Raw genomic sequence first — 24,259 nt, 5'->3', positions numbered from 1 at the left:
GTAGTACTTACCTTAAATGGGGTTTCTATTATGCGTGCTGCACTTAAAACTTCTCAAAAAGTACCTACAAAAAAACAGCGTTTGCAGAGACTGAAGTTTTCTCTTGCAATAGAATTTACCAAACCTTTTCTAGAAATTACCCAACAGTTTTTTAATCAAAACGCCTTCTCAGTACAAAGAAGAAATCTTCTTTTACTTAATATTTTAAAACCTTAAAAAGAAATAACCTCTTGCCGTCGATTTGGAACTGCAGTCCAAAATTGCACAAAAGGTTATTTCGCTAAAAATATAAAAAATTTCTAAAGAGAAATATTTTGTAATATAAATTATAATAACCTTTAATTTTGTTTTTACAAATCCGTAATAAGTTTATATTTTGGAACTAGGGTTTTCATGCACATCCAACCTAGGATATAAGCAATAGAGCAGAAAATAAAAATAATAAAGTATCCTGCTGGTTTACCTTCAAATCCTAAAAATGTAAGATGGGTTTTATCTGCAAAGGTAAAAAGGAGTCCACTGGTTTTATTAATTAAGAAAGAACTGAGCCCTCCTGCCATTCCTCCAATTCCAGTTATAGTAGCGAGGGTTTTCTTCGGGAACATGTCGCTAGAAGTAGAAAATATATTTGCAGACCATGCTTGGTGAGCAGCACCACCTATTCCAATTAATAGAATAGGAAACCAATAAGAGTAATGTCCTAAAGGCTGTGCCAGTAATACCAATAGAGGGAATAAGGCAATAATAAACATGGCTTTCATTCTTCCAGCATAAGGATCCATTCCTTTATTGATAAAATAAGTAGGGAACTTACCTCCCAAAATAGAACCTACAACCGTTATGCTATAGAGCACAGCAATAGGTAATGCGATCTCTGAGCCTTGCATATTGTACTGAGCCTTCATGTAAGCTGGAGTCCAGAATAAGAAAAACCACCAAACACCGTCTGTTAAGAATTTTCCTAAAATAAAAGACCAAGTTTGTCTATATTTAAAAAGCTTTCCAATAGAAATTGAAGCAGTTGAGGTTTCGTTTAAGGTTTGGTTTAGTAGCTCTTTGTCATTGATGGTATCTTGTAAAATATATTCTTTTTCGGCTTGATTTACCTTTGGATTGTTTTTCGGTTCGTGGTAATATTTTAACCAAAAAGCCAACCAAATAAACCCAATTACCCCTACCACGATAAATGCACTTTCCCAGCCCCAAAGTTCTGCCATAATAGGCACACTAAGAGGGGCCAATATTGCGCCCACATTGGCACCTGAGTTGAAAATTCCTGTAGCAAAAGCTCGGTCTTTTTTCGGAAAATACTCTGCTGTAGTCTTAATCGCAGCAGGGAAGTTTCCCGCTTCTCCGATTGCCAAAACACATCTGGCAATAGTAAAAGAAGCAACGCTAATCATAGAAATACTGGCTGCTAATTGGCTACCTTGTGCTACTTTTCTTAGTGCTTCAGCGTTTTCTAAGCCTACAAAACCTTCGGTAACTACTCCAGAAAAAGCGTGAATAATTGCACCAAAAGACCATATTGTAATCGCCCATGCGTAACCACTTTTGGTTCCTAATCTGTCTATAAATTTTCCTGCAAAAAGCATAGAAACAGCATAACAGAGTGAAAAAACTGCTGTAATGGTTCCGTAGTCACTATCCGTCCAATGGAACTCTTTTTCTAGCATGGGTTGTAATAAAGATAAAACCTGTCTATCTAAATAGTTAATGGTGGTTGCGAAAAAAAGTAGTGCAACAATCGTCCATCGGTAATTGGTCATTTTAGTAGAGGCAACCGCTTTCATTTTAATGAAAATTAAAGTTTAAGACTTCGCTTGGTGAATATAAGAAAAAGCATTTTTACATCTATCGGTTATTTTTTGCCAATTTTCTGAGTGTATGTCTTCTTCTGGAAATAAATTAGAGCCCATTCCTACGCAGGTAACTCCCGCTTTAATCCATGCGGTAAGATTTTCTTGAGTAGGTTCTACTGCGCCTGTTACCATTAGCAGTGACCACGGAAGTGGTCCTTTTACATTCTTTACGAAAGAAGGTCCCCCAACATTTCCCGCAGGGAAGATTTTTACTACATCACAACCTGCTTCTTGGACATTGCCTATTTCTGTTACAGAACCAGCTCCTGGAGTATAGGGTACAAGTCTTCTGTTGCAAACTTTGGCAATTTCTGCATTAAAATAAGGTCCTACGATGAAGTTGGCACCCAACTGAAGATAGAGCGATGCCGTTCCTGCATCTACCACAGAGCCTATTCCTAAAATTAAATCTGGGCATTCAGTAGCAAAATGTTTTACCAATTCTGTGAAAATTTCATGAGCAAAGTCTCCACGGTTGGTAAATTCGAAAACTCTTACGCCACCGTCATAACATGCTTTTACTACTTTTTTGGCGGTTTCTAAGTCTTTATGATAGAACACAGGAACCATTCCTGTTTCTGCCATTTTTGAAATAACTTGTATTTTATTGAATCTCATTGCAGTATTTTTTAAAGGGTGTTTTTTATCTCTGAACGCGGCCGCTACCGTTGCCTTTCATTAGGTTTTCTACTTCTGCTACGGTCACTAAGTTGTAATCTCCGTAAACGGTATGTTTCAGACAAGAGGCTGCTACAGCAAAATCTAAAGCGGTTTGTGGATTTTCTTCGTAGGTTAATAAACCATAAATTAAACCTCCCATGAAGGAATCGCCACCACCTACTCGATCTACAATGTGGGTAATGTCATATCTTTTAGATTCATATAGTTTTCCATCGGTGTACAATACTCCTCCCCAAGTATTGTGATTGGCATTGATAGAACCTCTCAGGGTGATGATTACTTTTTTTGCTCTTGGAAATTTCTGCATCAATTGGGTGCAAACACTTTCGAACTCTGCAGAATTTATTTCGCCACCTGTGTGTTCTACCTCGAAGCCTTCTGGTTTAATGCCAAATACTTTTTCGGCATCTTCTTCGTTTCCCAAGATTACATCACATCCTTCTACTAAAACAGGCATGATTTCTGAAGCCTTTTTACCATATTTCCAAAGGTTTTTTCGGTAGTTTAAGTCTGTGGAAACGGTTACACCCATTTCATTGGCTACTTTTATTGCCTCTAAACAAGCATCTGCAGCACCTTGTGAGAGTGCAGGTGTAATTCCTGTCCAGTGAAACCAATCTGCATCTTTTAGGACTTCTTTCCAGTCTATCATTCCAGGTTGTATTTCTGCAATTGCAGAATGTGCACGGTCATAGACTACTTTACTCGGTCTTGCTACAGCTCCTGTTTCTAGAAAATAGATGCCCATTCTGTCTCCACCTCTTGCAATAAAATCTGTTCCTACACTGTGTTTTTTTAAATCCATAATGCATGATTCTGCGATATCATTGAGAGGAAGTCTGGTCGCAAAATCTGCTTTCATACCATAATTAGAAAGAGATACGGCTACATTAGCTTCTCCACCTCCGAAAGTGGCGTTTAAGGATTTTGCTTGACTGAATCTTTCATATCCTGGTGTTGCTAATCTTAGCATCACTTCACCGAAAGTTACTATTCTTTTGCTCATTTTAGTAGTATTTAGAAGATTTATTTAATTTTTAGTGTTGTAATTTTTCTGAAATGGTATTTTCTACATCAGCTATCGTTTGAGAGGTAGTGTCACCCACTTCTTTGAGTTTATTGATGGCTGCAGCTGTAGCCCAATCGATTATTTTTTGGTCAGAGAATTTTTGGTTTTCTCCGTAAATTAATCCTGCCATAAAGCAGTCTCCACTTCCTACACGGTCATTTACTGTTTTTATTTTTTGATGAGAGAATACATATTCGGTATCTCTTCTTTTTAAGAAGCCTATATACTCATTGTCTAATCGAAAAGTAAGGGCAATCACTTTAGCTTTAGGGTATTGTTTGAAAATTTCTTCGGCTACGCTATTTCCTGCGGATAATAATTCGGAAATAGTTTTCCCTTCACTGTTTTCAAGAGGAGAGGGTATGCCTAAAAGTTTTTCTATAGACCAAATGTTTCCCATAATCAAGTCACAGGCTTGGACTAAATTAGGGATGATTTTCAAAGGATTTCTTTCGTTCCAGAGAGTAGCTCTATAATTCAAGTCTACAGAGATTTGGACACTAGATTGTAGCGCGGCTTGAATACTCTCCCTAGAAGTTTCAGCAATCGTATCATTTAATGATTGAACGATGGTGCTGAAATGATACCAAGAACATCCTTTGAAAATATTATCCCAACTGAAAACACTATGAGTCAATTGTGAAAAAGAGGAATTTTTTCTGTCAAAAACGATGGTTGCGTTTTTGACATCCATTCCTATGGGTAAATAATATAATCCTAATCGGTCACCAGAAAAAACGATGTCTGTGGCATCTATGTTTTTCTCTTTGAAATAGCATAATGCTTGTCTAGAGAAAAAATTGTCTGGAACCGCAGTAACATATTTGGTTTTTATGCCCCAATTCGCTAATGCGGTAGCGGTGTTCAGTTCTGCGCCTCCTAGATGACATGGGATATTATTACTGGTTACCCAATGGTCAGAATTAGGAGAGAGCCTGAGCAGCATTTCACCGAAAAAACAAATTTTAGGATTCATATTATTAATAATTAAAATAACTTTTTGCGTTATCGTAACATATATTTTTGATGATTTCTCCTATCCATTTTTCATCTTTAGGGAGAAGTCCTTTTTCCATTTCGTTTCCAAACATATTGCAAAGCAATCTTCTGAAATACTCATGTCTAGGGAAGGAAAGGAAACTTCTGCTATCAGTAAGCATTCCTACAAATGTGCTGATAACTCCTATGTTAGATAATGCATTGAGTTGGCGAGTCATACCGTCCATAGTATCCATAAACCACCATGCTGCACCAAATTGTACTTTGCCTCTGATGTTTCCATCATTAAAATTGCCTGTCATGGCTGCAAAAACCTCATTGTAGGATGGGTTAAGGTTATAGATAATGGTTTTGGTAAGTTGTTCTGTGAGGTCTAATTCATTTAAAAAAGCAGAGAGTTTTACCGCTTGTAATTCATCTCCAATACTGTCAAAACCAGCATCTGCTCCCAGTTTGTAGAATAATCTTTGGTTGTTGTTTCGCATAGGACCAATATGGAATTGCTGTACCCAACCTTTTTGATGATATAGTTTACAGAGTTCTAGAAGTATTTGACCTTTAAAAGCTTCTGGGTGAGAAAAAGACTCAATATTTTTATCTTGAATAAAATATTTAAACTCTTGTTCCAGAGATTTTTTGAAAGCTCTTACTGGTGGCATAGAAGGAATCCCATGGTCTGCAATTCTGCAACCTGCTTCATGGAAATAGTCTACACGTTGTTTTAATGCCTCGAGTAAAGTATTAAAATCTGATATTTTCACTCCACTTTTCAGCTCTAATTGTTGCAAATAAGAAATGAAAGCATCTTTATTTTCGATGTTGAAAATCTTATCAGGTCTGAATCCTGGAAGAATTTTTATAGTAAATCCCTCTTTTGAAATTTTCTGATGATACTGCAAATCATCTATGGGATCATCTGTAGTACAAGCCATTTTTACATGATAATTTTCTAAAATGCCTCTTGTACTGAATTGGTCTTCTTGCAGCTTTTCATTAGCTCTTTCGTAAATGGATAAAGCTGTTTTTTCATTCAAATATTCATGAATTCCAAATGGATTTTTGAGTTCTAAATGTGTCCAAGCAAACAGAGGGTTTCTCACAGTGTAAGGCACACATTTTGCCCATGCTAGAAATTTTTCTTCGTCTGGTTGGTTTCCTGTAATATAGTCTTCAGAAATGCCTAGTGTACGCATAGCTCTCCATTTATAGTGGTCGCCAATGCCTAGCCATGCTTCGGTAAGGTTTTTAAATTTTATATTTTCGGCAATATCTTTTGGAGAAAGATGATTATGGTAATCAATAATTGGCAAATCTTTAGCATAAAAATGATAGAGATGCTGTGCAGATTTACTTTCTAAAAGATAGTTTTCTGTAAAAATGGTTTCCATGATAGGGAAATTTTCAAATTTTGAAAATGTTTTATTGGTTGTATTCGGCGTATTGTCTTAGAATACCTAATTCCACACCTCTTATTTCGGCTAAACCTCTTAATCTACCGATAGCAGTGTAACCAGGATTGGTTTTTTTGCCACTGTTCAGGTCATCTAGCATTTGGTGACCATGGTCTGGTCTTACCGGGATAGAAGTGCCACGTTTTTGCATAACCTCTACCACTTCTTTTATTACAGCGTACATATCTACATCGCTTTCTAGATGATTGGCTTCGTAGAAATCACCTTCTTCATTTCTTTTTGTTCCTCTGAGGTGTAAGAAATTAATTCTATCTCCGAATTGCTTTACCATTTTAGGCAAGTCATTGTCTTCACGAACACCGAATGACCCTGTACAAAAACACAATCCATTATTAGGAGAGGGAACCGCTTCTACCATTGCTTCTATATCACTTGCTGTAGAAACTACTCTAGGTAAACCTAGAATTGGGTAAGGTGGATCATCTGGGTGAATCACTAGTTTTACCTCGTTTTCATCTGCAGTTTGGGTAATTTCTTTTACGAAATGCAATAGGTGGGTTCTGAGTTTTTCTGCATCAATATCTTGATAGTTGTCTAATGCTTTTTGGAAATTTTCTAGCGTAAAACTCTCTTCACTTCCTGGTAAACCAGCAATAATATTTTTCTGAAGCGTTATTTTCTCTTCTTCTGAAAAGCTTTCGAATTTTTGTTTTGCTTTTTCTAGTTCTGCTGCGGTATAGTCTTTTTCGGCATTTGGTCTTTTCAAAATGTAAACATCAAATGCGATAAAAGCTGCTTTTTCAAAACGCAAAGCTTTACTGCCATCTTCTACGGTATAAGCTAAATCTGTGCGAGTCCAATCTAAAACGGGCATAAAATTATAGGTGACAATTTTTACACCGCAATCGGCTAGATTTTTTAATGATGTTTTATAGTTTTCGATGTATTTTTCGAAACCTGGTTTTTGCGTTTTGATGTCTTCGTGCACGGGAACGCTTTCTACTACGTCCCAAGTTAAGCCAGCTTCTTCTACGATACGGATTCTTTCTTTAATTTCTTCTACCGTCCATATTTCACCATTAGGGATGTGATGCAGTGCTGTTACTACACCTGTACAACCCGCTTGTTTAATGTCTGATAGTTTTACCGGATCATTCGGCCCATACCAACGCATGGTATTGGTCATTTTATAACCTGTATTTTGATAAGATGGATACATTTTTAATAATTTTAAAAGATGATAAATTATACGCCACTGTATTTGGTAAAACCACCATCTACAGCGATTTCTGAACCAGTAACAAACAGAGAAGCATCACTAAGAAGGTAAATAAGAGCTCCATTGAGTTCTTCTGGTTGCCCGAATCTATTGTAAGGAGTAGAGCGTAGAATATCTACAGAACGCTGGGTAAGTGAACCATCTGGATTGGTAAGAAGGTCTTTGTTTTGTTTGGTTAAGAAAAACCCTGGAGCAATAGCGTTCACACGGATTTTATCTCCATATCTTTTGGCAACTTCTACTGCAAACCATTTGGTGTAAATGTCTATAGCAGCTTTTCCCATGCTATATCCCATCACTCTTGTAAGAACTGTTTTAGGGCTTACCGAAGAAATATTTACAATGCTTCCACCGTTTTCTTTCATGGCTGCACCAAAAATTTTAGTAGGAATTACCGTTCCCCAAACGTTGAGTACCAGAGCCTTTTTCATGCCTTCTATATTCATGTCGTCAAAAACATCTTGGTCTGGATTGATGACACTTTCTGGAACATTTCCACCAGCAGCATTTACTAAACCATCTATTTTACCGAATTTTTCTATAATTTGTTTTTTCACTTCAGTAAGAGCGGCTTCATCTAATACATTTCCTTGATATCCGAAAGCTTTCCCACCTTTTTCGGTGATTTCTTTAGCTTTTTGCTCCGCATTTTCTTGATGAAGGTCTATAATGATGGCAGTTCCTCCTGCTTCGGTTATTGCATTAACAAATGAAGACCCGAGTACTCCGCTTCCGCCAGTCACTACGATTATTTTGTTTTCTAAAGAGAATAGTTGATTTGATGTTTTCATTGCTCTTTTATTTTTAACTTTAATTAAATTTTATAAAGATGTTTTTCTTTTTTCGATTGTAAAATTATTGAGTTTGAGAGCTATGGAAAAAAAAAGTTACGAAAACGATGTAGTAAGTTTTTTTGCAGTATTTAAAAAATCGTTAAAAATTTGTATTGCCAAAATGAAGCAGATTTATCTTTTTTTAGAAAAAGTCAGGAGTATGAAAAAGACATTAATCTAGGTTTTTTTTCGTCTTTTAGAAGCGAGAGTGTTTGTGAGTAAAGACAGAATGACATAGGTTCCTTTTATTGACAATTGAGAAAAACAATATCGTATTAAAACAACATCAAAATGAAAAGAACAATAGCACTAGCAATTTTTGCTTTGGCGATTTCTGGTCAATTTTCTGCACAACAAACCCTTCCCAATTCAGACAAAAAAACTGAAGAACAAAAAAAGGAAGATGCTAAAAAACCTGACGAAGGAAACCGTAATATGATGCTTAATGCATCTGTAAATGAAGGACCTAGACAAATTAACATAGGTTTGCCACCTGTAAATGCAGCAGACATGGTCATCTTAGAAAATGATTTGCCAGTGGTTTATCAGTATTGGCCACATTATCCTACCGCAGAATGGAGAGCAGATGGCAGTTATTCTAAAATAGGATTAGCCAAATTGGGAGAATTGGTGCTTACTACGGGTAAAGTTGCTTATGGAACCACTTCTTTTACAAGACTAGGAACTGAGCAACAGGAGTATAGAGTAAATTATAAAACCAATAATTACGGTCTTCAGCAATTTGATATTACACTCAATGGACCTCTAAGCAAAGACAAAAAATGGCTTTACAGTGCTTCTTCTTTTCAAAATTTTGACCCAGGTGCTTTTGATTATAAATTTGGTTTAGCAGACAGAACTTCTTTCTTTAAAGCTGCGGTAACCAGAAAACTTCAAAAAGGAGAATTCTCTATTCTATACAAACACTCTAATTCTACGAATTTAACGAATCTTAATAGTAATGGGCCTTTCGTTTATGATGGAAAGGGAGGGATTTCTCCCTATAACGGATTTGAATTAGGCCAAATGAATTATGCACCGATTGATGGAATGCTAACTTACATGGATACCAGAGATGGTTCTATGCATGATATTTCTGCTAAAGATGCTTCTAAAAATGTAGGAGACGCAGTAGCTGCTATTTTTAAATATGATTTAGGCAATGGCTGGAAACTTAATGCTAATGCTAAATATAGCTATACAGATGCAGGATTGTTGGTTTATATTCCTACCAGTACAGCGGTAGTAGATAACAGTGCAGGTTATACGGTAGCGAGAACCGGACAATCTTATGCAGGAGGCGTACAAAACTCACTGTATCTTTATTACCGAGGAAAAGTGACTGATTTTATGACGATGGGAGAAGTAGCGAAAAAGTTTAAAGCTCATCAAATAAAAATAGGCGTAAATAGCTGGTACAATTATGAAGATTATTTCGGTTCTAGAGGTAATTTTGCATATCAGGCACAAGAAGATCCAGAGATTTTAGAGAAAAACGGTGTGAGATTTTCAGGGTTCAATAATGGTGGTGAATATGTAAAAGGAAAAGAATTCCGTAATGCGGTGTATATTTCAGATGAATGGAAACCTACAGAAAACTTAAATTTATTCTTTGGAGGTAGATTAGAAAGCTTAACTATCAGCGGCGAAAATGTAGCAACGCCTCATAATTATAATAATTTTTACGTTGGCAGTACCCATCCTAATACGGGAGTGGTGGCTCAACTGACTCCATTTAGCAAAAGTTGGATTTTACCATCTGTAACCTTTAATGCTACCTATAATTTTACCCCAAAAATGGGATTATTACTAGAAGCTTTATATGCTAAAAACGCAAATAGACTACCAGATTGGGCGGGAACAGGTCCTGTAACTACAGACCCAACTACTATTCCTTACGGCAGATTAGGTGTTTTCTATAATCATCCTAAGTTGAGCCTTGTATCTGCACTCACTTACATTGGTAAAACCAATATCCAAAGCTACAGCAATTTAGTAGACCCAGTAACTGGAGCCAGAGGCGCTCAATTATTGAAATTTGATGTAGAAACCATAGGATGGATTACAGATGTGGTGTATAAACCTTTCAAAGGCTTCCAATTGCACTATATGCTACAATTACAACAGCCTAAGTATAAAAATTATGCTTTCAATATTTTTAATACTGATTATGATTTTAGCGGAAATATCGTACAAAAAGTATCTCAAACGCTTATGGAAATAGACCCAAGTTATTCTTTCAGTAAATTCAGAGTTTGGGCTTCACTTAGATATTTCGGTAAACAATACGCCAACTATGGAAACATACTGTATTTTAATCCGCATTGGGAAACTTTCGGAGGGTTAGATTATAATGTCAACAAAAATTTAACTTGTTCATTAAGTGTTATCAATTTCCTTAATCAGAATGGCGCTTTAGGTACCATTGGCGGTTCAGACCTTTGGAATAATGATTCTTATTTGTCTAAAATCCCAGCGTTTGTAGCAGGAGGTTACATAAAACCATTTACTTTAGAATTTAAAGTAGGTTTAAAATTCTAAAAAATAAATAAAATGACTACCTTAACAAAGCGTAAACATTTTTCAAGAAATAAAAAATAAATCTAAAATTTTTCAAAAAATGAAAAAGTATTTAATAACCGCAATTCTCGCATTTTTTGTAGGAAACTCAAATGCTCAATTGAAAAAACAACCAGAATTAGGCTATAAATCTGTTAAAATTCTAAAAATTAAAGGCTTACAGTTCAAAGACCTTAATAAAAACGGTAAACTAGATCAATACGAGGACTGGAGACTCCCTTATTCCGTAAGAGCGAAAGATTTGGTATCTAAAATGACTACTGAAGAAAAGGCAGGAATGATGCTCATTGCAACTACCCGTTTAGAAAATGATTGGTCTTTTGAAAAGCCAAAAACACAAGGCCCAATCGGCAGTGGTTTTAATGAGGTAGATTTAGTTCAGGATACCAATATGTTTACCAAACAAAAACTAGATTATCCTATGATGATGGCGGCTGGAACTACTAAAAGTGTAGAACAGTTCCACATGAGAAATTTTATTTTGAGAGCCAATGCTTCTACCAAAATTTTAGCAGAGTGGTCTAATAATTTACAGGCACTTTGTGAGAAAAACGGACATGGGATTCCAGCTATTGTAACTTCTAATCCTAGAAATCATATTACCAAAGATGCTTCAATAGGCTTAAGCGTAGGAAAAACTACTTTTTCTACTTGGCCAGGAGAATTAGGATTGGCGGCGACTAGAGATTTAAAACTGATTCGTGAGTTTGCAGATATTGCCAGACAAGAATGGAGTGCAATAGGACTTAGAAAAGGCTATATGTATATGGCAGATTTAGCTACTGAACCTAGATGGCAACGTGTAGAAGGAACCTTCGGAGAAGATGCAGAATGGGTGGCAGATGTGTCTAGAGAAATGGTTTTAGGTTTTCAAGGAACTCAACTGAACAAAGGTTCTGTAGCGCTTACTTTTAAACATTTTCCTGGTGGTGGAGCTGCAGAAGGTGGTCAAGATTCCCATTTTGATTGGGGGAAATATGAAGTATTCCCAGGAAATATGCTTGAGAATAACATCAAAGCGTTCAAAAAAGTAATAGATGCTGGTGTTTCAGCGATTATGCCTTACTATTCTGCACCAAAAGGAACTCAATATGAAGCCATAGGATATGCTTATAATAAACCTATTCTTCAAGGGATTTTAAGAGAAAGATTAGGATTCAAAGGAATTATCAATTCAGATACAGGCCCAATTGAAATGATGCCATGGGGAGCAGAACACTTAACGATTTCTCAAAGATATGGTAAAACTCAAGAAGCTGGAATTAATCTGTATTCTGGGCAAGCAGACCCTCATCAGTTATTACAAGCCATCAAAGAAGGTTATGTGAAAATGAATACGATAGATGCTTCCGTTTACAAAATCTTATTAGAAAAATTTCAATTAGGACTTTTTGAAAATCCTTATGTAGATGTTACTAAAGCAGAAAAAATTGTAGGAAATGCAGCGTTTCAGAAAAAAGCAGATTTAGCGATTAGAAAATCTATCGTTTTGCTTAGAAATCAAGAAAATATTCTTCCTCTAAAACCAGGAACCAAAGTGTACTACGAAACATTCTTTAAAAACAAAGCCAATCCAAATGGTTCTAAAGTCATTGTTCCAGAAAACAATCTGTGGAATGTAACCTTTGTCAATACTCCAGAAGAAGCAGATGTAGTGGTTTCTTGGGTAACACCTGGTTCTAAATCTCTTTTCGATTCTGATGGGTCTCCTCTTAAACTTTCGCTTTCAGAAAATGGAGTAGATGTAAAACACCTGAACGAACTCTATGCTAAAAAACCTACTGTGATGGTAGTCAACTATACCAATCCTTGGGTAATAGATGAGGTTTACAATAAAGATACTAAAAATGTAAAAGGTGTTTTGGCAACTTTCGGAGCCACTACAGATGCACTTTTTGATATTTTGACGGGCAAGTTTAATCCAACTGCTAAAATGCCATTTTCTACTCCTATCAGTGAAGAAAAAGCGCAGAATCAAAAATCAGATGTACCAGGATATTTAGAAGGGCCTGATTATCCGCTATTCCATTACAAGGAAGGAATGAGTTTTTCAAAATAATTAGATTAAATAATTTATACTAAAGACTGCATTCCTCACCAAAAATGCAGTCTTTTTCTATTTAAATAGAAAAATATTTATCACAATATAATTTATATCAGCATATTTTTATGAAAAATTTAAACGATATTTATTATTTTTGTTCTATGGGTAAAATTAGTCTCAAAGATTTAGCATTACATCTAAAACTTTCAGTATCAACTGTTTCTAAAGCGCTTCGCGATAGCTATGAAATAAGTGAAGAAACGAAGAAGTTGGTTTTAGATGCTGCCAAAGAATTGGGCTATCATGCCAATCCTTATGCTGGTTCACTCAGAAATCATAAAAGCAAAACGATTGCGCTCATTGTACCAGAACTTAATAATGATTTTTTTATCCAAGCCATCAGTGGCGTAGAAGCAGTAGCCAGAGAAAATGGTTACCATGTTTTGGTGTATTCTAGTAAAGAAAATTACCAGGAAGAGAAAGAAATTGCAGAACATTTACTCAATGGTAGAGTAGAAGGTGTAATTGCTTCTATAGCCTTTAATACTACAGATACCAAGCATTTCGAAGATATTATTAATGAAGGAATTCCGGTAGTGTTTTTTGATAGAGTTCCTAAAACGCTTAATGTGACCAAAGTAATTACCAATGATTACGAAGCTGGTTTTAATGCTACAGAATTTTTAATCAAAAACGGATGCAAAGACATTGCCTTTTTTTCTTTAAATGACAGTTTAAGCATAGAAAGCGGAAGAAAAGAAGGTTATATAGATGCTCTAAAAAAATATGGCATTCCGTTTAATAAACAAAGGCTCTTAAAATGTGTAAGAGATGGCGAAGAAAGCAATAATTCTTACGATAAAATTTATAAATTTTTAGAACTTAAAAAAGGCAGGCCAGATGCTGTTTTTGCCTCTGTAGAAAATTTAGCGATTAAAACCTTGAGAGTTTGTAATCAGTTGAATATCAAGATTCCTAAACAAATGAAATTAATCTGTTTTTCTAATTACAGCAATGCAGATTTATTAACTCCACCCCTTTCTACCATTACCCAACCTGCTTATGAAATGGGAAGTATGGCAGCTCAAGATTTATTTTTTCATCTCAAAAATGAAATCGGATATTTCTATGAGAAGAAACTCACCTTTAAATCTACAATTGTTCAAAGAGACTCTACCAATTCATAGTTTTTTTTAAATTTAATTCCGCTTTTCCGAAGGTCATTCTTGTTTTTGTCTTTTCAATAGAATTGACTTTCTACTCATCGAAAGTTCTAAAAACGTCATCTTTTGACGTTCTACTTCCTTATCTTTGCTTCCATCTTAATCTATTTCCCATGGCAAAAAACGAACAAATGCTCAGACTGCTCTTTATAGAAGAGTTTTTACGCAGAAGAAAAGACCGAGGCGCCACTTATCCAGAAATTGCAGACTACTTAGAAACGCAGTTTGCAGAAAAAGGACTGGAACTCAAATTTACTGAACGCACTTTTCAGCGAGATAAACTGGCGATTGCAGATGTATTTGGGATACAGATTTCTTATTCCCGTAAGAAAAATGCCCATTTCATAGAGGAAGAAGAACTGGAACTTTCCCAAGAGAGCGTATTTGACCAATTGCTATTGGTAGAAGCCTACCGCGAAACCAAAGGAAAAGCAGATGTGATGTTTTTTGAGCCGAGAAGAGCCAGAGGTTTAGTACATCTTAACGGTTTGATTCATGCGATTACCCAGAAGAAAGTACTCTCTTTTACCTATCAAAAATTTTGGGAAAACGAAAAGTCCAGCAAAGTCGTCATGCCTTATGCGTTGAAGGAATTCAAAAACCGTTGGTATCTTTTGGCCGCCGATTATCAGTCCAAAAACCCCTCTTTTTTTCTAAAAACTTACGGACTAGACCGCATTTCTGACCTCAATATCAGCAATACTTCTTTCAAAAGAGAGAATATTGATATAGAAAAGGCTTACAAAAATTCTTTTGGCATCATCAGTACTTTGGGCAAAGAAACACAGGAAATTTTGTTGAAATTTGACCGTGAACAAGCCAATTATGTCAAAGCTTTGCCACTGCATCATTCCCAAACCGTAATCGCCGAGAACGAAACGGAGACCATTTTTAGGGTGAGTTTGGTGCCTACTTATGATTTCCAAAGGGAGATTTTATCCTACGGAAAACGCGTGCAAGTTTTAGCGCCAGAAAGTTTTATCCAAGAACTGAAAGCAGAGGTAGAAATCATGCTGAAAAATTTTTCTGTGTAAGCACTATTGTTAACTCCATATCTTCGAGTCAAAGTTGGGTGAAATTCGGGTTTTCTGTGGGGTTTGTTCGTGGTTTGTTTGTGTTTCCTTCGAATCAGCCTCGGAAAAGTACCATAAATTACGAACAAACCACGAACAAACCTAAAACTTGAGTAGAACTTGACCCTAACTTGATTGGGAGAAAAATGATGGGGTTTTATGATTTTTATTGATTTTAAGATTTTCCGTAATTTTATTAGATAACTTTTATTAATTTTGTTAAAAAACTAATTATTGTTAACTCTTACTAATGGTAATTTTAATTTTCATAGAAAAAAATGATTAAATATTTGTTTTATGATTATAATTCAAATTTAAATCTAATTAATTTCATATTTGCTTAATAATGAAAAATCACAATTTTATAGATTTGTTTGCGGGAGCATCTGGGATGTCTGAAGGATTTATTAAAGCAGGGTTCAATCCTGTTGCACATATTGAAATGAATGAAGAAGCCTGTTTTACTATAAAAACTAGATCAGCTTATCATTATCTTAAATCAGAAAATAAATTAGATGTATACTACAGTTATTTAAAGAAAGAAATAAATAGGGAAGAGTTTTACAAAAATATACCAGATGAAATTTTAAATTCTGTTATAAATGTTGAAATAGATGATAATTCTATAAAAGACATTTTCAAAAAACTTGTTAAAGAAAAGGGAAACATTGATTTAATAATTGGAGGTCCACCTTGTCAAGCATATTCTCTGTTAGGAAGACATCATGACAATATAGAAAATGACCCTCGAAATAAATTATACATTCAATATGGGAGATTTTTGAAAGAGTTTAGTCCCAAAGCATTTGTGTTTGAAAATGTTCCTGGAATTTTAAGTGCAAATAAAGGACAACATTTTAAAAACTTAAAAACATATTTCAGAAAGCTTGGTTATGAAGTGTATCACGATACACTTGATGCATCAGATTATGGAGTTGTACAGGCTAGAAAGAGAATTATAATTATTGGATGGAAAAAAGAATCTGATTTTGGATTTCCCGATTTTGAAAAATCAGAAAAAAAATATACCGTAAATGAAGCATTTCAGGATTTACCTAAATTAAAACCTGGCGAGGGGTATCAGTATATAAATTACAAAGAACAAAAAAACAAGTATCTTGAAAAATTCAATTTACGAAATGGGATTGATTTTGTTACCCAGCATATTTCTCGGCCTCACAACAAAAGGGATTTAGCTATATATAAAACTGCTATTCGCAAGTGGAATCACGAGCAGATAAGAATGAAATACCCAGATTTGCCGGAGGAATTAAAAACACATAAAAATGAATCTTCATTTATTGATAGATTTAAAGTTGTCAATGGAACAGGAGTTTCACATACAGTTGTAGCACATATTGCAAAAGACGGACATTACTACATACATCCTGATGAAGAGCAATGTCGTTCTATATCGGTGAGAGAAGCTGCCAGATTACAGTCTTTTCCTGATGATTTCTATTTCGAAGGTTCGCGTTCTGCCGCATTTAAACAGATAGGTAATGCCGTTCCACCGTTAATGGCATATGCTATTGCAAAAAAAATGAAAGATCTATTATGAGCAAAGAATTTAAAATTAAAGATGGTTTATATAAAATAAGACCTGCTGGAAGACATATCATTACAATTGGCAAAGATCTTATAAAAGATAAATATGCAGCAATTGTTGAGCATTCTAAGATAAAAACAAGAGTTTAGTTAAAAAGTTTTACAAAATTTTGTTTTCTTTTAGATACGGCAAAAATTCTTAGCACAATTTTACTTGCTACAGCGTTTATTACAGATAATTTGTGTTTTCCCTCAGAAGTTTTTCTTAAGTAATAATTTTTCAGTTGAGGGTCATGCTGTATAGCTGAGCAAGCAGCTTTAAAAAGGATGCTTTTAAGGGATTTGTCACAGAGCGAACTTGTTTTAGTTTTCCCTCTAATACTGCTTCCAGATTGATATTTAAAAGGGGCTAAACCGCAGTGACAACTGAACTTTCTTGGGTTGTTGAATTTGGTAAAATTATCCGTTTCAAGAATGCATTTTATAGCAGTAATCTCTCCTACACCAATAACAGAAGTTATTTTCTGAAAGTTGTTTTTCAATTCATCGTTTTGTTTAATAAATTCTCTCATTTGTTTTTCCGTAGACAATATAGATTTTTCTATTTGAAGAATAATTCGCTCCATTTCTTGAGTGTGAGACTTTAGAGAGATTATTTTTGCTTCTATCTCTAAGCTTTTTAAGCCGTTTTTCATTTGTACATGGACTTTAACCAAACGTTCTCTAGAACTCATTAATATTTTGAGTTTTCTAAGTTCTTTTGCTGGTAATATGTATGGTTTTAGTTTATGTTTATTAGCTAAAGCATAACTTGCAATTCTCCAAGCATCTACTGCATCAGTTTTTCCTCTGCTAATTCCAGTAGCATGTTTCATTTCTAAAGGATTGATTAAGGAATAACAAAGTTGACGAATAGAGAACTCATAACATAGTAAACTTCCATAATGCCCAGTGTGTTCCATGGCAATCCAGATAGAATACTCTTTTAATTGGTCAAGTTTTTGACAAAATTTTTCAATTCCATCTTTGGAATTTGGGGCAACTTGTTTATTGATGATTATTTGGTTTTGCTCATCAATAGCACAATAATCAAATACCTCTTTGGAAATATCAATTCCAATAAATAGATTTTTCATAAATTTACAATTGAAAGGTCATTCTGATTTCCAGCAAGGTTCTAACTAACGCTATTACTAAGTCTAGAAACTTAAAATTCTAAATGGTTCAAGAACCTAAAAGGCGCTAAGGTCTAATGCTCAGTATAAGTCTTATTTATTAGTCGAACTAGTTCACCATAGCGCCTCTGGTATCAGTATAACTTAAATTAATATTTAAAGTTACTTTTTCTTTTGCAAATCTAATAGCTTGTCGAAGTCAGGGTAGGGGATAAGAAAATTGTTTATGTTGAAGCTATAGGTTGGTATAAAACCCAAATGCCTCGGATTTCTAATCCGTGACCTTAAACACACTAAAACGTTCAGTTCTTAATAACATCGTCAAGGTTCCAAAAACACTGCTGTCCGCAGCAAGTAACATAATGAACATTATACGCACTGACTAGCTACAGAGAGCTGTCCCCGTTACCGCACAAATCCTTTCGTGTGGTTTACTTGATAATAAATTTTTCATAAAGTAACCTATATAGTTATTTTAGGACGACACCAGGTCGATACATAAATTTGGGTATAGCATAGATGGTGCATAGATACTCCATAGATAGTGCATGAGGAGTGCATGATAAAGATATTTTTTTTTATACTATTTAAATTCTAAGTATTATTTCTTCGTTCAATTATTTTTAAAATCAATATAACATTTAAATGACTTTTGCAATAGCTTTAACATAGGGAAATTAGAGCAAGGTATGTCCATGTAGCAATATAAGTTTTCACAGCTTTTTTCCATAAAAAAAGCCTATTAAAAATAGGCTTGAATATATAATTATCTGTAAATACTCTATTGTTTTTCAGATTTTTGATGAAGAATTTCTATCAAACTATGCAAGGTTTTTTGGAATTGTATGATTTCTTCCGCAGAAATGCTTTCGTCTGAGAAATGACTAATAATTTTTGTGGGAATTTCTACTGCTTGTTCTCGGAGTCCTATTCCTGATTGGGTAAGAGAAATCACTACTTTTCTTTCGTCTTCGGCAGAGCGTTTTCGGGTAAGCAATCCCTTTTGTTCTAATCTTTTGAGCAATGGAGTGAGCGTATTAGATTCTAAAAAAAGTCGGCTCCCTATTTCATTCACGGTAATGGCGTCATTTTGCCAAAGGACCATAAGCACCAAATATTGTGGATAGGTAAGGTCTAGATTTTTGAGAAAAGGCTCATAAATCTTGGTGGTTAATCGAGATGCTGCATACAGTGGAAAGCACAATTGTCTTTCTAAATAGAGTGCGCTGAAATCTTTTTCTGTTTTCATAAGATACTTTTGATGTAGTTTTCCATTTTCTCTGGTGGAGTAGTCGGCGAAAATCTACGAACAGGTTTTCCGTTTTTGTCGATGACAAATTTGGTGAAATTCCATTTAACATCATCCACTAGAAATCCTCCTAGTTCAGCTTTTAAATATTTGAAAATAGGGTGAGCGTTTTTGCCATTAACTTCTATTTTGTCAAACATTGGGAAACTTACGCCATAGTTTATTTGACAAAACTCTTGAATTTCATTGGCACTTCCAGATTCTTGCTTTGCAAATTGATTGCAAGGAAATCCTAAAATCACCAATCCCTCATTTTTGTATCGTTGATAAAGTTTTTCTAAACCTTCATATTGTGGGGTAAGTCCGCATTTGCTTGCAGTATTGACCACGATGATGGTCATATTTCGGAACTGATTCATAGAAATGGTATCACCATTCAATAATTGTGCTTTTAAATCAAAAAATGAAACAGAAGTCTTAGATTTTTTCTTTTTCAAAAGCAGTTGAAGCGCTCCAGTTGACCATAATGCCCAAAGAATAAGCACAGGTTGGAAGAATAATCTAATAAATCTTTTTTCGTCAGTATCTAAGCCAAAAGCAGATATTCCATTGGTATATTGTGAAATATTTCCCGGGAAAATAAGCACATAGAAAATAGCCAATGCTATTCCCACTTTAGCCTTTTTGCGAGTCCAAAAAATCATCGCTAAACCTAGTGAAATTTCTGCTACACCAGATAATAAAACAATAAAATCCATAAAGTGAGGATGACTAGGCAACCATCTAGGAACTTGTGCTAGAAATTCTGTACGCTGAAAAGTGAGGTGACCTATTCCTGCCAGTAGCATAAAAGAACCTAGGATGACTCTGAAAATGGTCTGTATAAGGTTAGTCTTCATAAAGTATCGTTTAAAATTAAATCGTTCACGATGCAAATGTACAAAAACTTTGAAACAAATCAATATTTTTTAAAAATTTGATTGTAATAAAGGATGATTTTTAATTTAAGATTTAAGTTTTAGCTTCAATAGCTTAATCATTTCTAAGATAAATAAAAGACTTACCGCTCCTATGATAGACGTAATAAAATGTTGATGACCCGGATATTCAAAACTGAAAACTTTTTGTAACATTGGGTTTCCGATGGTGAGAAATAATAAGGTAAACGCTATGGTAAATATTATCACCAAAGCTTTATTGTTCTCTAAAATCACAGAAACAAAATTTCGGGTGTCAGACAATGAAGTGAGAATAAGAAATACATTTCCTACAATGAGTGAAGAAAATGCGATGGCTCTCACTGCGTTATCAGAATGTCCTTCTTTTAGAGAAAGAAAATAAACCACTACCACCATTGCGAGAAGTAAAAATCCTTTCACCAAGCTAAAAGCAATTTTTCGCCAACCGAAAAAGAGTTCGTCAGGATTTCTGGGTGGTCTGTTCATAATGCCTTTTTCTTCTTGTTCAGATTCAAAAGCAATAGAACAAACTGGGTCGATAATCAGTTCCATAAATACAATATGCATTGGCATCAATAAAATAGGCAAGGAAGAATAAAATGCAGGCAATAAAACCAAACCAATAATCGGAACGTGAATAGCGAGAATATAAGACATGGCTTTTTGAAGGTTGTCAAAAATTCTTCTTCCAGAACGAATAGCGTAAACAATTGACGCAAAATTATCATCTAACAAAACCAAGGAAGACGCTTCTCTGGCTACATCTGTTCCTTTCATTCCCATTGAAATTCCGATGTCGGCAGCTTTCAGCGCAGGTGCATCATTTACGCCGTCTCCAGTCATCGCTACTACTTCTCCATTGGCTTTTAAAGCTTTGATGATTTGGAGTTTTTGTTCGGGAACAATTCTTGCGAAAAGATGGGTAGTTTTTATTTTTTCTTTTAGTTCTGCATCGCTCATATTTTGAAGTTCTGCACCCGTTAAAACTTGTTCATTGTGCTGTAAACCAATTTGATTGGCGATACTTTTGGCAGTGGCAGAAAAATCTCCCGTAATCATAATGACTTTAATTCCTGCTTTGTTGCATTCGCTGATGGCTCCTGGAACTTCTTCACGAATTGGGTCTTCAAAAGCAACTAATCCGCTGAAAATAAAAGGAAATTCTTCTTGTTTTTCAGGTAGTTCAGCAGAAGATATATCACAATGAGCTGCTGCAAGAACTCTATAGCCATCTTCAGCCAATTGATGCACCAATTGAGTATAACGAGCGTTTTCTTCTTCAGAAAAATGGCACAATTGGAAAATGGCTTCTGGAGCCCCTTTACAATAGGCATGACTTTGTGGATGATTTTTAGATTTCATCACGCGAGTCATGGCAAATAATTCTTTGCTCAGTGGATATTCTTTCACTAAATCAAATTCTTCTTTTGCTATACGTAATCTGCTGATTTCATTCCCAATCGCTTTCTCCATAGGGTCTATAGAATGACGCTGAGACGCATGAACTAAAACCGTTAAAACATTACTGATATTTTCTAAAGAATGTTTAAAATCTTTCTTGAAATAGAGTTTTTCTTCTTGATAAAGTGCTGCAACTTCCATTTTGTTTTGGGTAATGGTGCCCGTTTTATCACTACATAGCACGGTAGCAGAACCTAGCGTTTCTATAGCAGAAGGTTTACGTGTTAAGACATTATTTTTGGATAATCTCCAAGCTCCTAATGCTAAAAAAATGGTCAATACTACTGGGAATTCTTCAGGTAAAATAGACATAGCAGAAGCCAGACCATTCAGTAAAGAATTAAGGAAATTCCCTCTAGTAAAGTAAAAAGCCAGAATTACCCCAATGCTGATGGCGATTCCCATAAGAAATAGACTTCTAATGAGTCTTTTCATCTCTTTTTGCAGTCTGGTACTTTCTTGTTCTATATTTTGTAGAGAAACACCAATTTTCCCGAACTGTGTTTCCGAACCTGTATGCGTAACTTTTGCTTTGCCTTTTCCTTGTACTACTAGAGTTCCGCTGAAAACGTGAGCCTCTTTTCCTTCGGTTTTAATGACAGGAACAGATTCGCCAGTTAATAAAGATTCGTCTATTGTGAGATGTTGACTTTCTAATAAAACAGCATCTGCAGGAACTCTATCTCCTTCATTTAAAATCACTACATCTTCGGGAACGACTTCTCTTCCAGGAATTCTAATTTCTTGCCCATCACGAATCACCAAAGCTCGTGGAGAAGACAATTGTCTCAATGCTTCTAATGATTTTTCGGTTTTTCTGTGTTGATAAAAAGTGATGAAAATAATAACGAAAACCCAACACAACAGAATCATTCCTTCGGTATAATCTCCCAATAAAACATAGACGAGACCACAAAACATAAGCAAGATAAACATGGGCTCTTGAATCACTTCTAGGGCAATTTTCCAAACGTTTTTCGGTTTTGCAAAAGGGAGCTCATTGAAGCCGTATTGTTTCAAAAGTTCTGCTGCTTTTTTTTGAGTGATTCCTTGTGTCATGGTGTTAGAGTTTTGTTATTTAGCAATAAGAAACTTACAAGTTTTAATTTTTTTAAACTTGTGTATGCTAAAGTTAGGTAATTTATCTGAAATTTCAAACTTGAAATTTTTAAAATTATCAAGTAGATTTTTTAATTTTCTACAAGTAATTAGTCTTTAAGAATGTTTCTAAATCTTGTTCTTTAGAAAGGCCAAGTTTGGCTTTCAATCTTGTTTTATAAACCCTAACACTAGGGGCTGTAATGTTTTCTAGAAGGGCAATTTCTTTGTTTGATAATGAAAGATGAACGTAGCCACAGAGTTGAATTTCTTGAGGAGTTAAAAGGGGAAAATCTAGTTTTATTTTTTGAATAAAAGAATCATTGATTTTATTATTTTTTTCAAGCTCTAAATATTGTTTTTTATCAATATTAAGTAGACTAGAAATGCTTAAATGAAGGTCTTTTATGATTTCTTCGGTTTCGTAGTTTTTATCTTTTTTTATTTTTTTTAGTCTAAGAAGAAATTCTTTTTCGGTTTTTGATTTAATTTCTAAATTTAGACTCAGATTATTCATTCTTTCTTCAATAATATTTTTTTCTTTTATCAATAAATCATTTTTAATTTTTGCCTTTTTTTTGTTTAATTGATTAATTTTATAAAGATAGTAACTGCCAGTAAGGGTTAAAATCAGGATGAAATAAAAAATAAGATAATTAATTTTTTCTTTTTGTTTGATAATTAACTTTTCATTTTCTATAGAGTTGACAAGATATTTATTAAGTTCCTTTGTGGTTTCACTTTGTTCTCTTAGCATGAAAGATTTATGTTTGTCTTCATAATAATTCAGTTTTTGAGAAATTAATTGAATGTTTTTAATATTACCTTTATTGATGGCATCTTTTTGAAGAATTCTTAAAATGTCTATATTGAATGGGCTTTCGTAGTTTTCATCTAAGGAATTATGAAGCCAGAGAATAAAATCATTTAGTTTTGTAGGGTTTTTAAGGTAAAACGTATATAGATTTGTTAATATTTTACTTGTAATTTGCTTGTTATTGGGGTATTCTTTAGTGTACTGATATACCTCTTCATAATAGTGTAAAGCATTGTCGTAATCTTTTAGTTCATAACTATAAGTTCCTAAATTTACTTTTATACTATTTAAAAACACATTTTCATAATGTAAAAGATGTTGTTTTTTTTCTAACAGATTTTTTGCGATTAAAGTGTTTTTCATCGCTAGAGGATAATTTTTCATTTTAGCATAGGTGAGTCCAAAATTATTATACATAGAACTCATTTGTGTAATTTCATTTTGTTTTGTGAAATAGTTCAATGCTTTTCTGAAGTATCCTAGGGCAATTTGATATTCACCTTTTTTGTAGTAGTTTCTTCCCAAAATATGATAGTTTTTAGGAAGTAAATAAGAGTTTTTGTTTTTTAGATTTATTTTTATTGCTTTTTCTAAATATTCTCTGCTGAGATCCAAAGAGTTTTTTTCCTGATAAATTGCAGCCCAATAATATCCTTCTGCTTTTGCTGTGGTCTGAGGGGAAGAATAATTTATGATATCATATGCCGCTTTTAGATTTTGTATTGAGTCTTTTGGCGTTAAGTAAATGATGTCAATGATTTTTGAAAAAGCTAAATCATCACTGTTTCCATTTTTTTTGAAAGCCTTGTAATATTCTTCTTTAGCTTTTATCATAACCGGTTCGTTTGGGAAGATTTTGTCGAAGCGATTATAAAATTCTTTATATTGTTTTTGAGA

The 24,259-nt window shown here is 34.5% G+C and carries 19 protein-coding genes; 7 read left to right on the top strand and 12 right to left on the bottom strand.

What is annotated here, in order from left to right:
- Positions 1-30: 30 nt before the first annotated feature.
- Positions 31-216, top strand: a complete 186-nt coding sequence (locus N7277_RS11175) for a hypothetical protein (RefSeq protein WP_446715110.1) — start codon at positions 31-33, stop codon at positions 214-216.
- A gap of 134 nt (positions 217-350) precedes the next feature.
- Here N7277_RS11175 and N7277_RS11170 read toward each other — a convergent pair whose 3' ends face one another.
- Genes N7277_RS11170 through N7277_RS11140 form a run of 7 tightly spaced genes read right to left on the bottom strand, consistent with a single transcriptional unit; the run spans position 351 to position 8,093 of the window.
- On the bottom strand, positions 351-1,793 hold the full coding sequence (locus N7277_RS11170) for an MFS transporter (RefSeq protein WP_274779613.1): 1,443 nt from the start codon (positions 1,791-1,793) through the stop codon (positions 351-353).
- A gap of 18 nt (positions 1,794-1,811) precedes the next feature.
- Positions 1,812-2,480 carry a bifunctional 4-hydroxy-2-oxoglutarate aldolase/2-dehydro-3-deoxy-phosphogluconate aldolase gene (locus N7277_RS11165; protein WP_274779612.1) on the bottom strand — a complete coding sequence of 223 codons (669 nt, stop codon included), beginning with the start codon at positions 2,478-2,480 and terminating at the stop codon, positions 1,812-1,814.
- Positions 2,481-2,505: 25 nt separating this feature from the next.
- Positions 2,506-3,549 (bottom strand): sugar kinase, encoded by a 1,044-nt coding sequence (locus N7277_RS11160; protein WP_274779611.1) that lies wholly within the window; start codon positions 3,547-3,549, stop codon positions 2,506-2,508.
- Between the two features lie 31 nt (positions 3,550-3,580).
- Positions 3,581-4,588, bottom strand: coding sequence for a sugar kinase (locus N7277_RS11155; RefSeq protein ID WP_274779610.1), 1,008 nt, complete (start codon positions 4,586-4,588; stop codon positions 3,581-3,583).
- Positions 4,589-4,592: 4 nt separating this feature from the next.
- Positions 4,593-5,999, bottom strand: coding sequence for a glucuronate isomerase (uxaC, locus tag N7277_RS11150; RefSeq protein ID WP_274779609.1), 1,407 nt, complete (start codon positions 5,997-5,999; stop codon positions 4,593-4,595).
- A gap of 31 nt (positions 6,000-6,030) precedes the next feature.
- Positions 6,031-7,209 (bottom strand): mannonate dehydratase, encoded by a 1,179-nt coding sequence (gene uxuA, locus N7277_RS11145; RefSeq protein WP_274780836.1) that lies wholly within the window; start codon positions 7,207-7,209, stop codon positions 6,031-6,033.
- 59 nt (positions 7,210-7,268) lie between these two features.
- Positions 7,269-8,093 carry an SDR family oxidoreductase gene (locus N7277_RS11140; RefSeq protein ID WP_274779608.1) on the bottom strand — a complete coding sequence of 275 codons (825 nt, stop codon included), beginning with the start codon at positions 8,091-8,093 and terminating at the stop codon, positions 7,269-7,271.
- 333 nt (positions 8,094-8,426) lie between these two features.
- Between N7277_RS11140 and N7277_RS11135 the strand changes: the two genes are divergently transcribed.
- The 6 genes from N7277_RS11135 to N7277_RS11110 all read left to right on the top strand — a co-directional run bounded on the left by N7277_RS11135 (position 8,427) and on the right by N7277_RS11110 (position 16,753).
- Positions 8,427-10,676, top strand: a complete 2,250-nt coding sequence (locus N7277_RS11135; RefSeq protein WP_274779607.1) for a hypothetical protein — start codon at positions 8,427-8,429, stop codon at positions 10,674-10,676.
- A 79-nt stretch (positions 10,677-10,755) separates the two neighbouring features.
- Positions 10,756-12,774, top strand: a complete 2,019-nt coding sequence (locus N7277_RS11130; protein WP_274779606.1) for a glycoside hydrolase family 3 protein — start codon at positions 10,756-10,758, stop codon at positions 12,772-12,774.
- A 110-nt stretch (positions 12,775-12,884) separates the two neighbouring features.
- Entirely contained in the window at positions 12,885-13,946 is a 1,062-nt protein-coding gene (locus N7277_RS11125) for a LacI family DNA-binding transcriptional regulator (RefSeq protein WP_274779605.1), read from the top strand.
- 149 nt (positions 13,947-14,095) lie between these two features.
- A complete protein-coding gene (locus N7277_RS11120; protein WP_274779604.1) occupies positions 14,096-15,016 on the top strand; it encodes a helix-turn-helix transcriptional regulator in 921 nt (306 codons plus the stop codon).
- 385 nt (positions 15,017-15,401) lie between these two features.
- Positions 15,402-16,616 carry a DNA cytosine methyltransferase gene (locus tag N7277_RS11115; RefSeq protein WP_274779603.1) on the top strand — a complete coding sequence of 405 codons (1,215 nt, stop codon included), beginning with the start codon at positions 15,402-15,404 and terminating at the stop codon, positions 16,614-16,616.
- Positions 16,613-16,753: a hypothetical protein gene (locus N7277_RS11110; RefSeq protein WP_274779602.1), complete on the top strand. Its 141-nt coding sequence runs from the start codon at positions 16,613-16,615 to the stop codon at positions 16,751-16,753. The genes N7277_RS11115 and N7277_RS11110 overlap by 4 nt, the downstream gene beginning before the upstream one ends.
- Here the strand turns inward: N7277_RS11110 and N7277_RS11105 are convergent.
- From N7277_RS11105 to N7277_RS11080, 5 genes are all read right to left on the bottom strand, one after another.
- Entirely contained in the window at positions 16,750-17,739 is a 990-nt protein-coding gene (locus N7277_RS11105) for an IS110 family transposase (RefSeq protein ID WP_274779601.1), read from the bottom strand. The genes N7277_RS11110 and N7277_RS11105 overlap by 4 nt on opposite strands.
- Positions 17,740-18,559: 820 nt before the next feature.
- Complete coding sequence (locus N7277_RS11100) at positions 18,560-19,027, bottom strand: MarR family winged helix-turn-helix transcriptional regulator (protein ID WP_274779600.1); 468 nt, start codon at positions 19,025-19,027, stop codon at positions 18,560-18,562.
- Positions 19,024-19,926 (bottom strand): hypothetical protein, encoded by a 903-nt coding sequence (locus tag N7277_RS11965; protein ID WP_446715109.1) that lies wholly within the window; start codon positions 19,924-19,926, stop codon positions 19,024-19,026. The genes N7277_RS11100 and N7277_RS11965 overlap by 4 nt, the downstream gene beginning before the upstream one ends.
- 105 nt (positions 19,927-20,031) lie before the next feature.
- Positions 20,032-22,506 (bottom strand): cation-translocating P-type ATPase, encoded by a 2,475-nt coding sequence (locus tag N7277_RS11085; protein WP_274779599.1) that lies wholly within the window; start codon positions 22,504-22,506, stop codon positions 20,032-20,034.
- A 139-nt stretch (positions 22,507-22,645) separates the two neighbouring features.
- A complete protein-coding gene (locus tag N7277_RS11080) occupies positions 22,646-24,196 on the bottom strand; it encodes a LuxR C-terminal-related transcriptional regulator (RefSeq protein ID WP_274779598.1) in 1,551 nt (516 codons plus the stop codon).
- Positions 24,197-24,259 lie beyond the last annotated feature (63 nt).

Origin of the sequence: Cloacibacterium sp. TD35 (genome assembly GCF_028864635.1) — a bacterium.
Lineage (GTDB): Bacteria > Bacteroidota > Bacteroidia > Flavobacteriales > Weeksellaceae > Cloacibacterium.
The sequence above is the reverse complement of the archived record's forward strand: the minus strand, read 5'-3'. Positions and strand labels throughout refer to the sequence as shown.

Excerpts from the sequence above, each read along its gene's own strand:
- N7277_RS11125 (WP_274779605.1), top strand. The coding sequence starts at position 12,885 with ATGAAAAATTTAAACGATATTTATTATTTTTGTTCTATGGGTAAAATT.
- N7277_RS11165 (WP_274779612.1), bottom strand. The coding sequence starts at position 2,480 with ATGAGATTCAATAAAATACAAGTTATTTCAAAAATGGCAGAAACAGGA.
- N7277_RS11080 (WP_274779598.1), bottom strand. The coding sequence starts at position 24,196 with ATGATAAAAGCTAAAGAAGAATATTACAAGGCTTTCAAAAAAAATGGA.
- uxuA (WP_274780836.1), bottom strand. The coding sequence starts at position 7,209 with ATGACCAATACCATGCGTTGGTATGGGCCGAATGATCCGGTAAAACTA.
- N7277_RS11100 (WP_274779600.1), bottom strand. The coding sequence starts at position 19,027 with ATGAAAACAGAAAAAGATTTCAGCGCACTCTATTTAGAAAGACAATTG.
- uxaC (WP_274779609.1), bottom strand. The coding sequence starts at position 5,999 with ATGGAAACCATTTTTACAGAAAACTATCTTTTAGAAAGTAAATCTGCA.
- N7277_RS11160 (WP_274779611.1), bottom strand. The coding sequence starts at position 3,549 with ATGAGCAAAAGAATAGTAACTTTCGGTGAAGTGATGCTAAGATTAGCA.
- N7277_RS11115 (WP_274779603.1), top strand. The coding sequence starts at position 15,402 with ATGAAAAATCACAATTTTATAGATTTGTTTGCGGGAGCATCTGGGATG.
- N7277_RS11140 (WP_274779608.1), bottom strand. The coding sequence starts at position 8,093 with ATGAAAACATCAAATCAACTATTCTCTTTAGAAAACAAAATAATCGTA.
- N7277_RS11085 (WP_274779599.1), bottom strand. The coding sequence starts at position 22,506 with ATGACACAAGGAATCACTCAAAAAAAAGCAGCAGAACTTTTGAAACAA.
- N7277_RS11155 (WP_274779610.1), bottom strand. The coding sequence starts at position 4,588 with ATGAATCCTAAAATTTGTTTTTTCGGTGAAATGCTGCTCAGGCTCTCT.
- N7277_RS11175 (WP_446715110.1), top strand. The coding sequence starts at position 31 with ATGCGTGCTGCACTTAAAACTTCTCAAAAAGTACCTACAAAAAAACAG.
- N7277_RS11170 (WP_274779613.1), bottom strand. The coding sequence starts at position 1,793 with ATGAAAGCGGTTGCCTCTACTAAAATGACCAATTACCGATGGACGATT.
- N7277_RS11130 (WP_274779606.1), top strand. The coding sequence starts at position 10,756 with ATGAAAAAGTATTTAATAACCGCAATTCTCGCATTTTTTGTAGGAAAC.
- N7277_RS11110 (WP_274779602.1), top strand. The coding sequence starts at position 16,613 with ATGAGCAAAGAATTTAAAATTAAAGATGGTTTATATAAAATAAGACCT.
- N7277_RS11120 (WP_274779604.1), top strand. The coding sequence starts at position 14,096 with ATGGCAAAAAACGAACAAATGCTCAGACTGCTCTTTATAGAAGAGTTT.
- N7277_RS11135 (WP_274779607.1), top strand. The coding sequence starts at position 8,427 with ATGAAAAGAACAATAGCACTAGCAATTTTTGCTTTGGCGATTTCTGGT.
- N7277_RS11105 (WP_274779601.1), bottom strand. The coding sequence starts at position 17,739 with ATGAAAAATCTATTTATTGGAATTGATATTTCCAAAGAGGTATTTGAT.
- N7277_RS11965 (WP_446715109.1), bottom strand. The coding sequence starts at position 19,926 with ATGAAGACTAACCTTATACAGACCATTTTCAGAGTCATCCTAGGTTCT.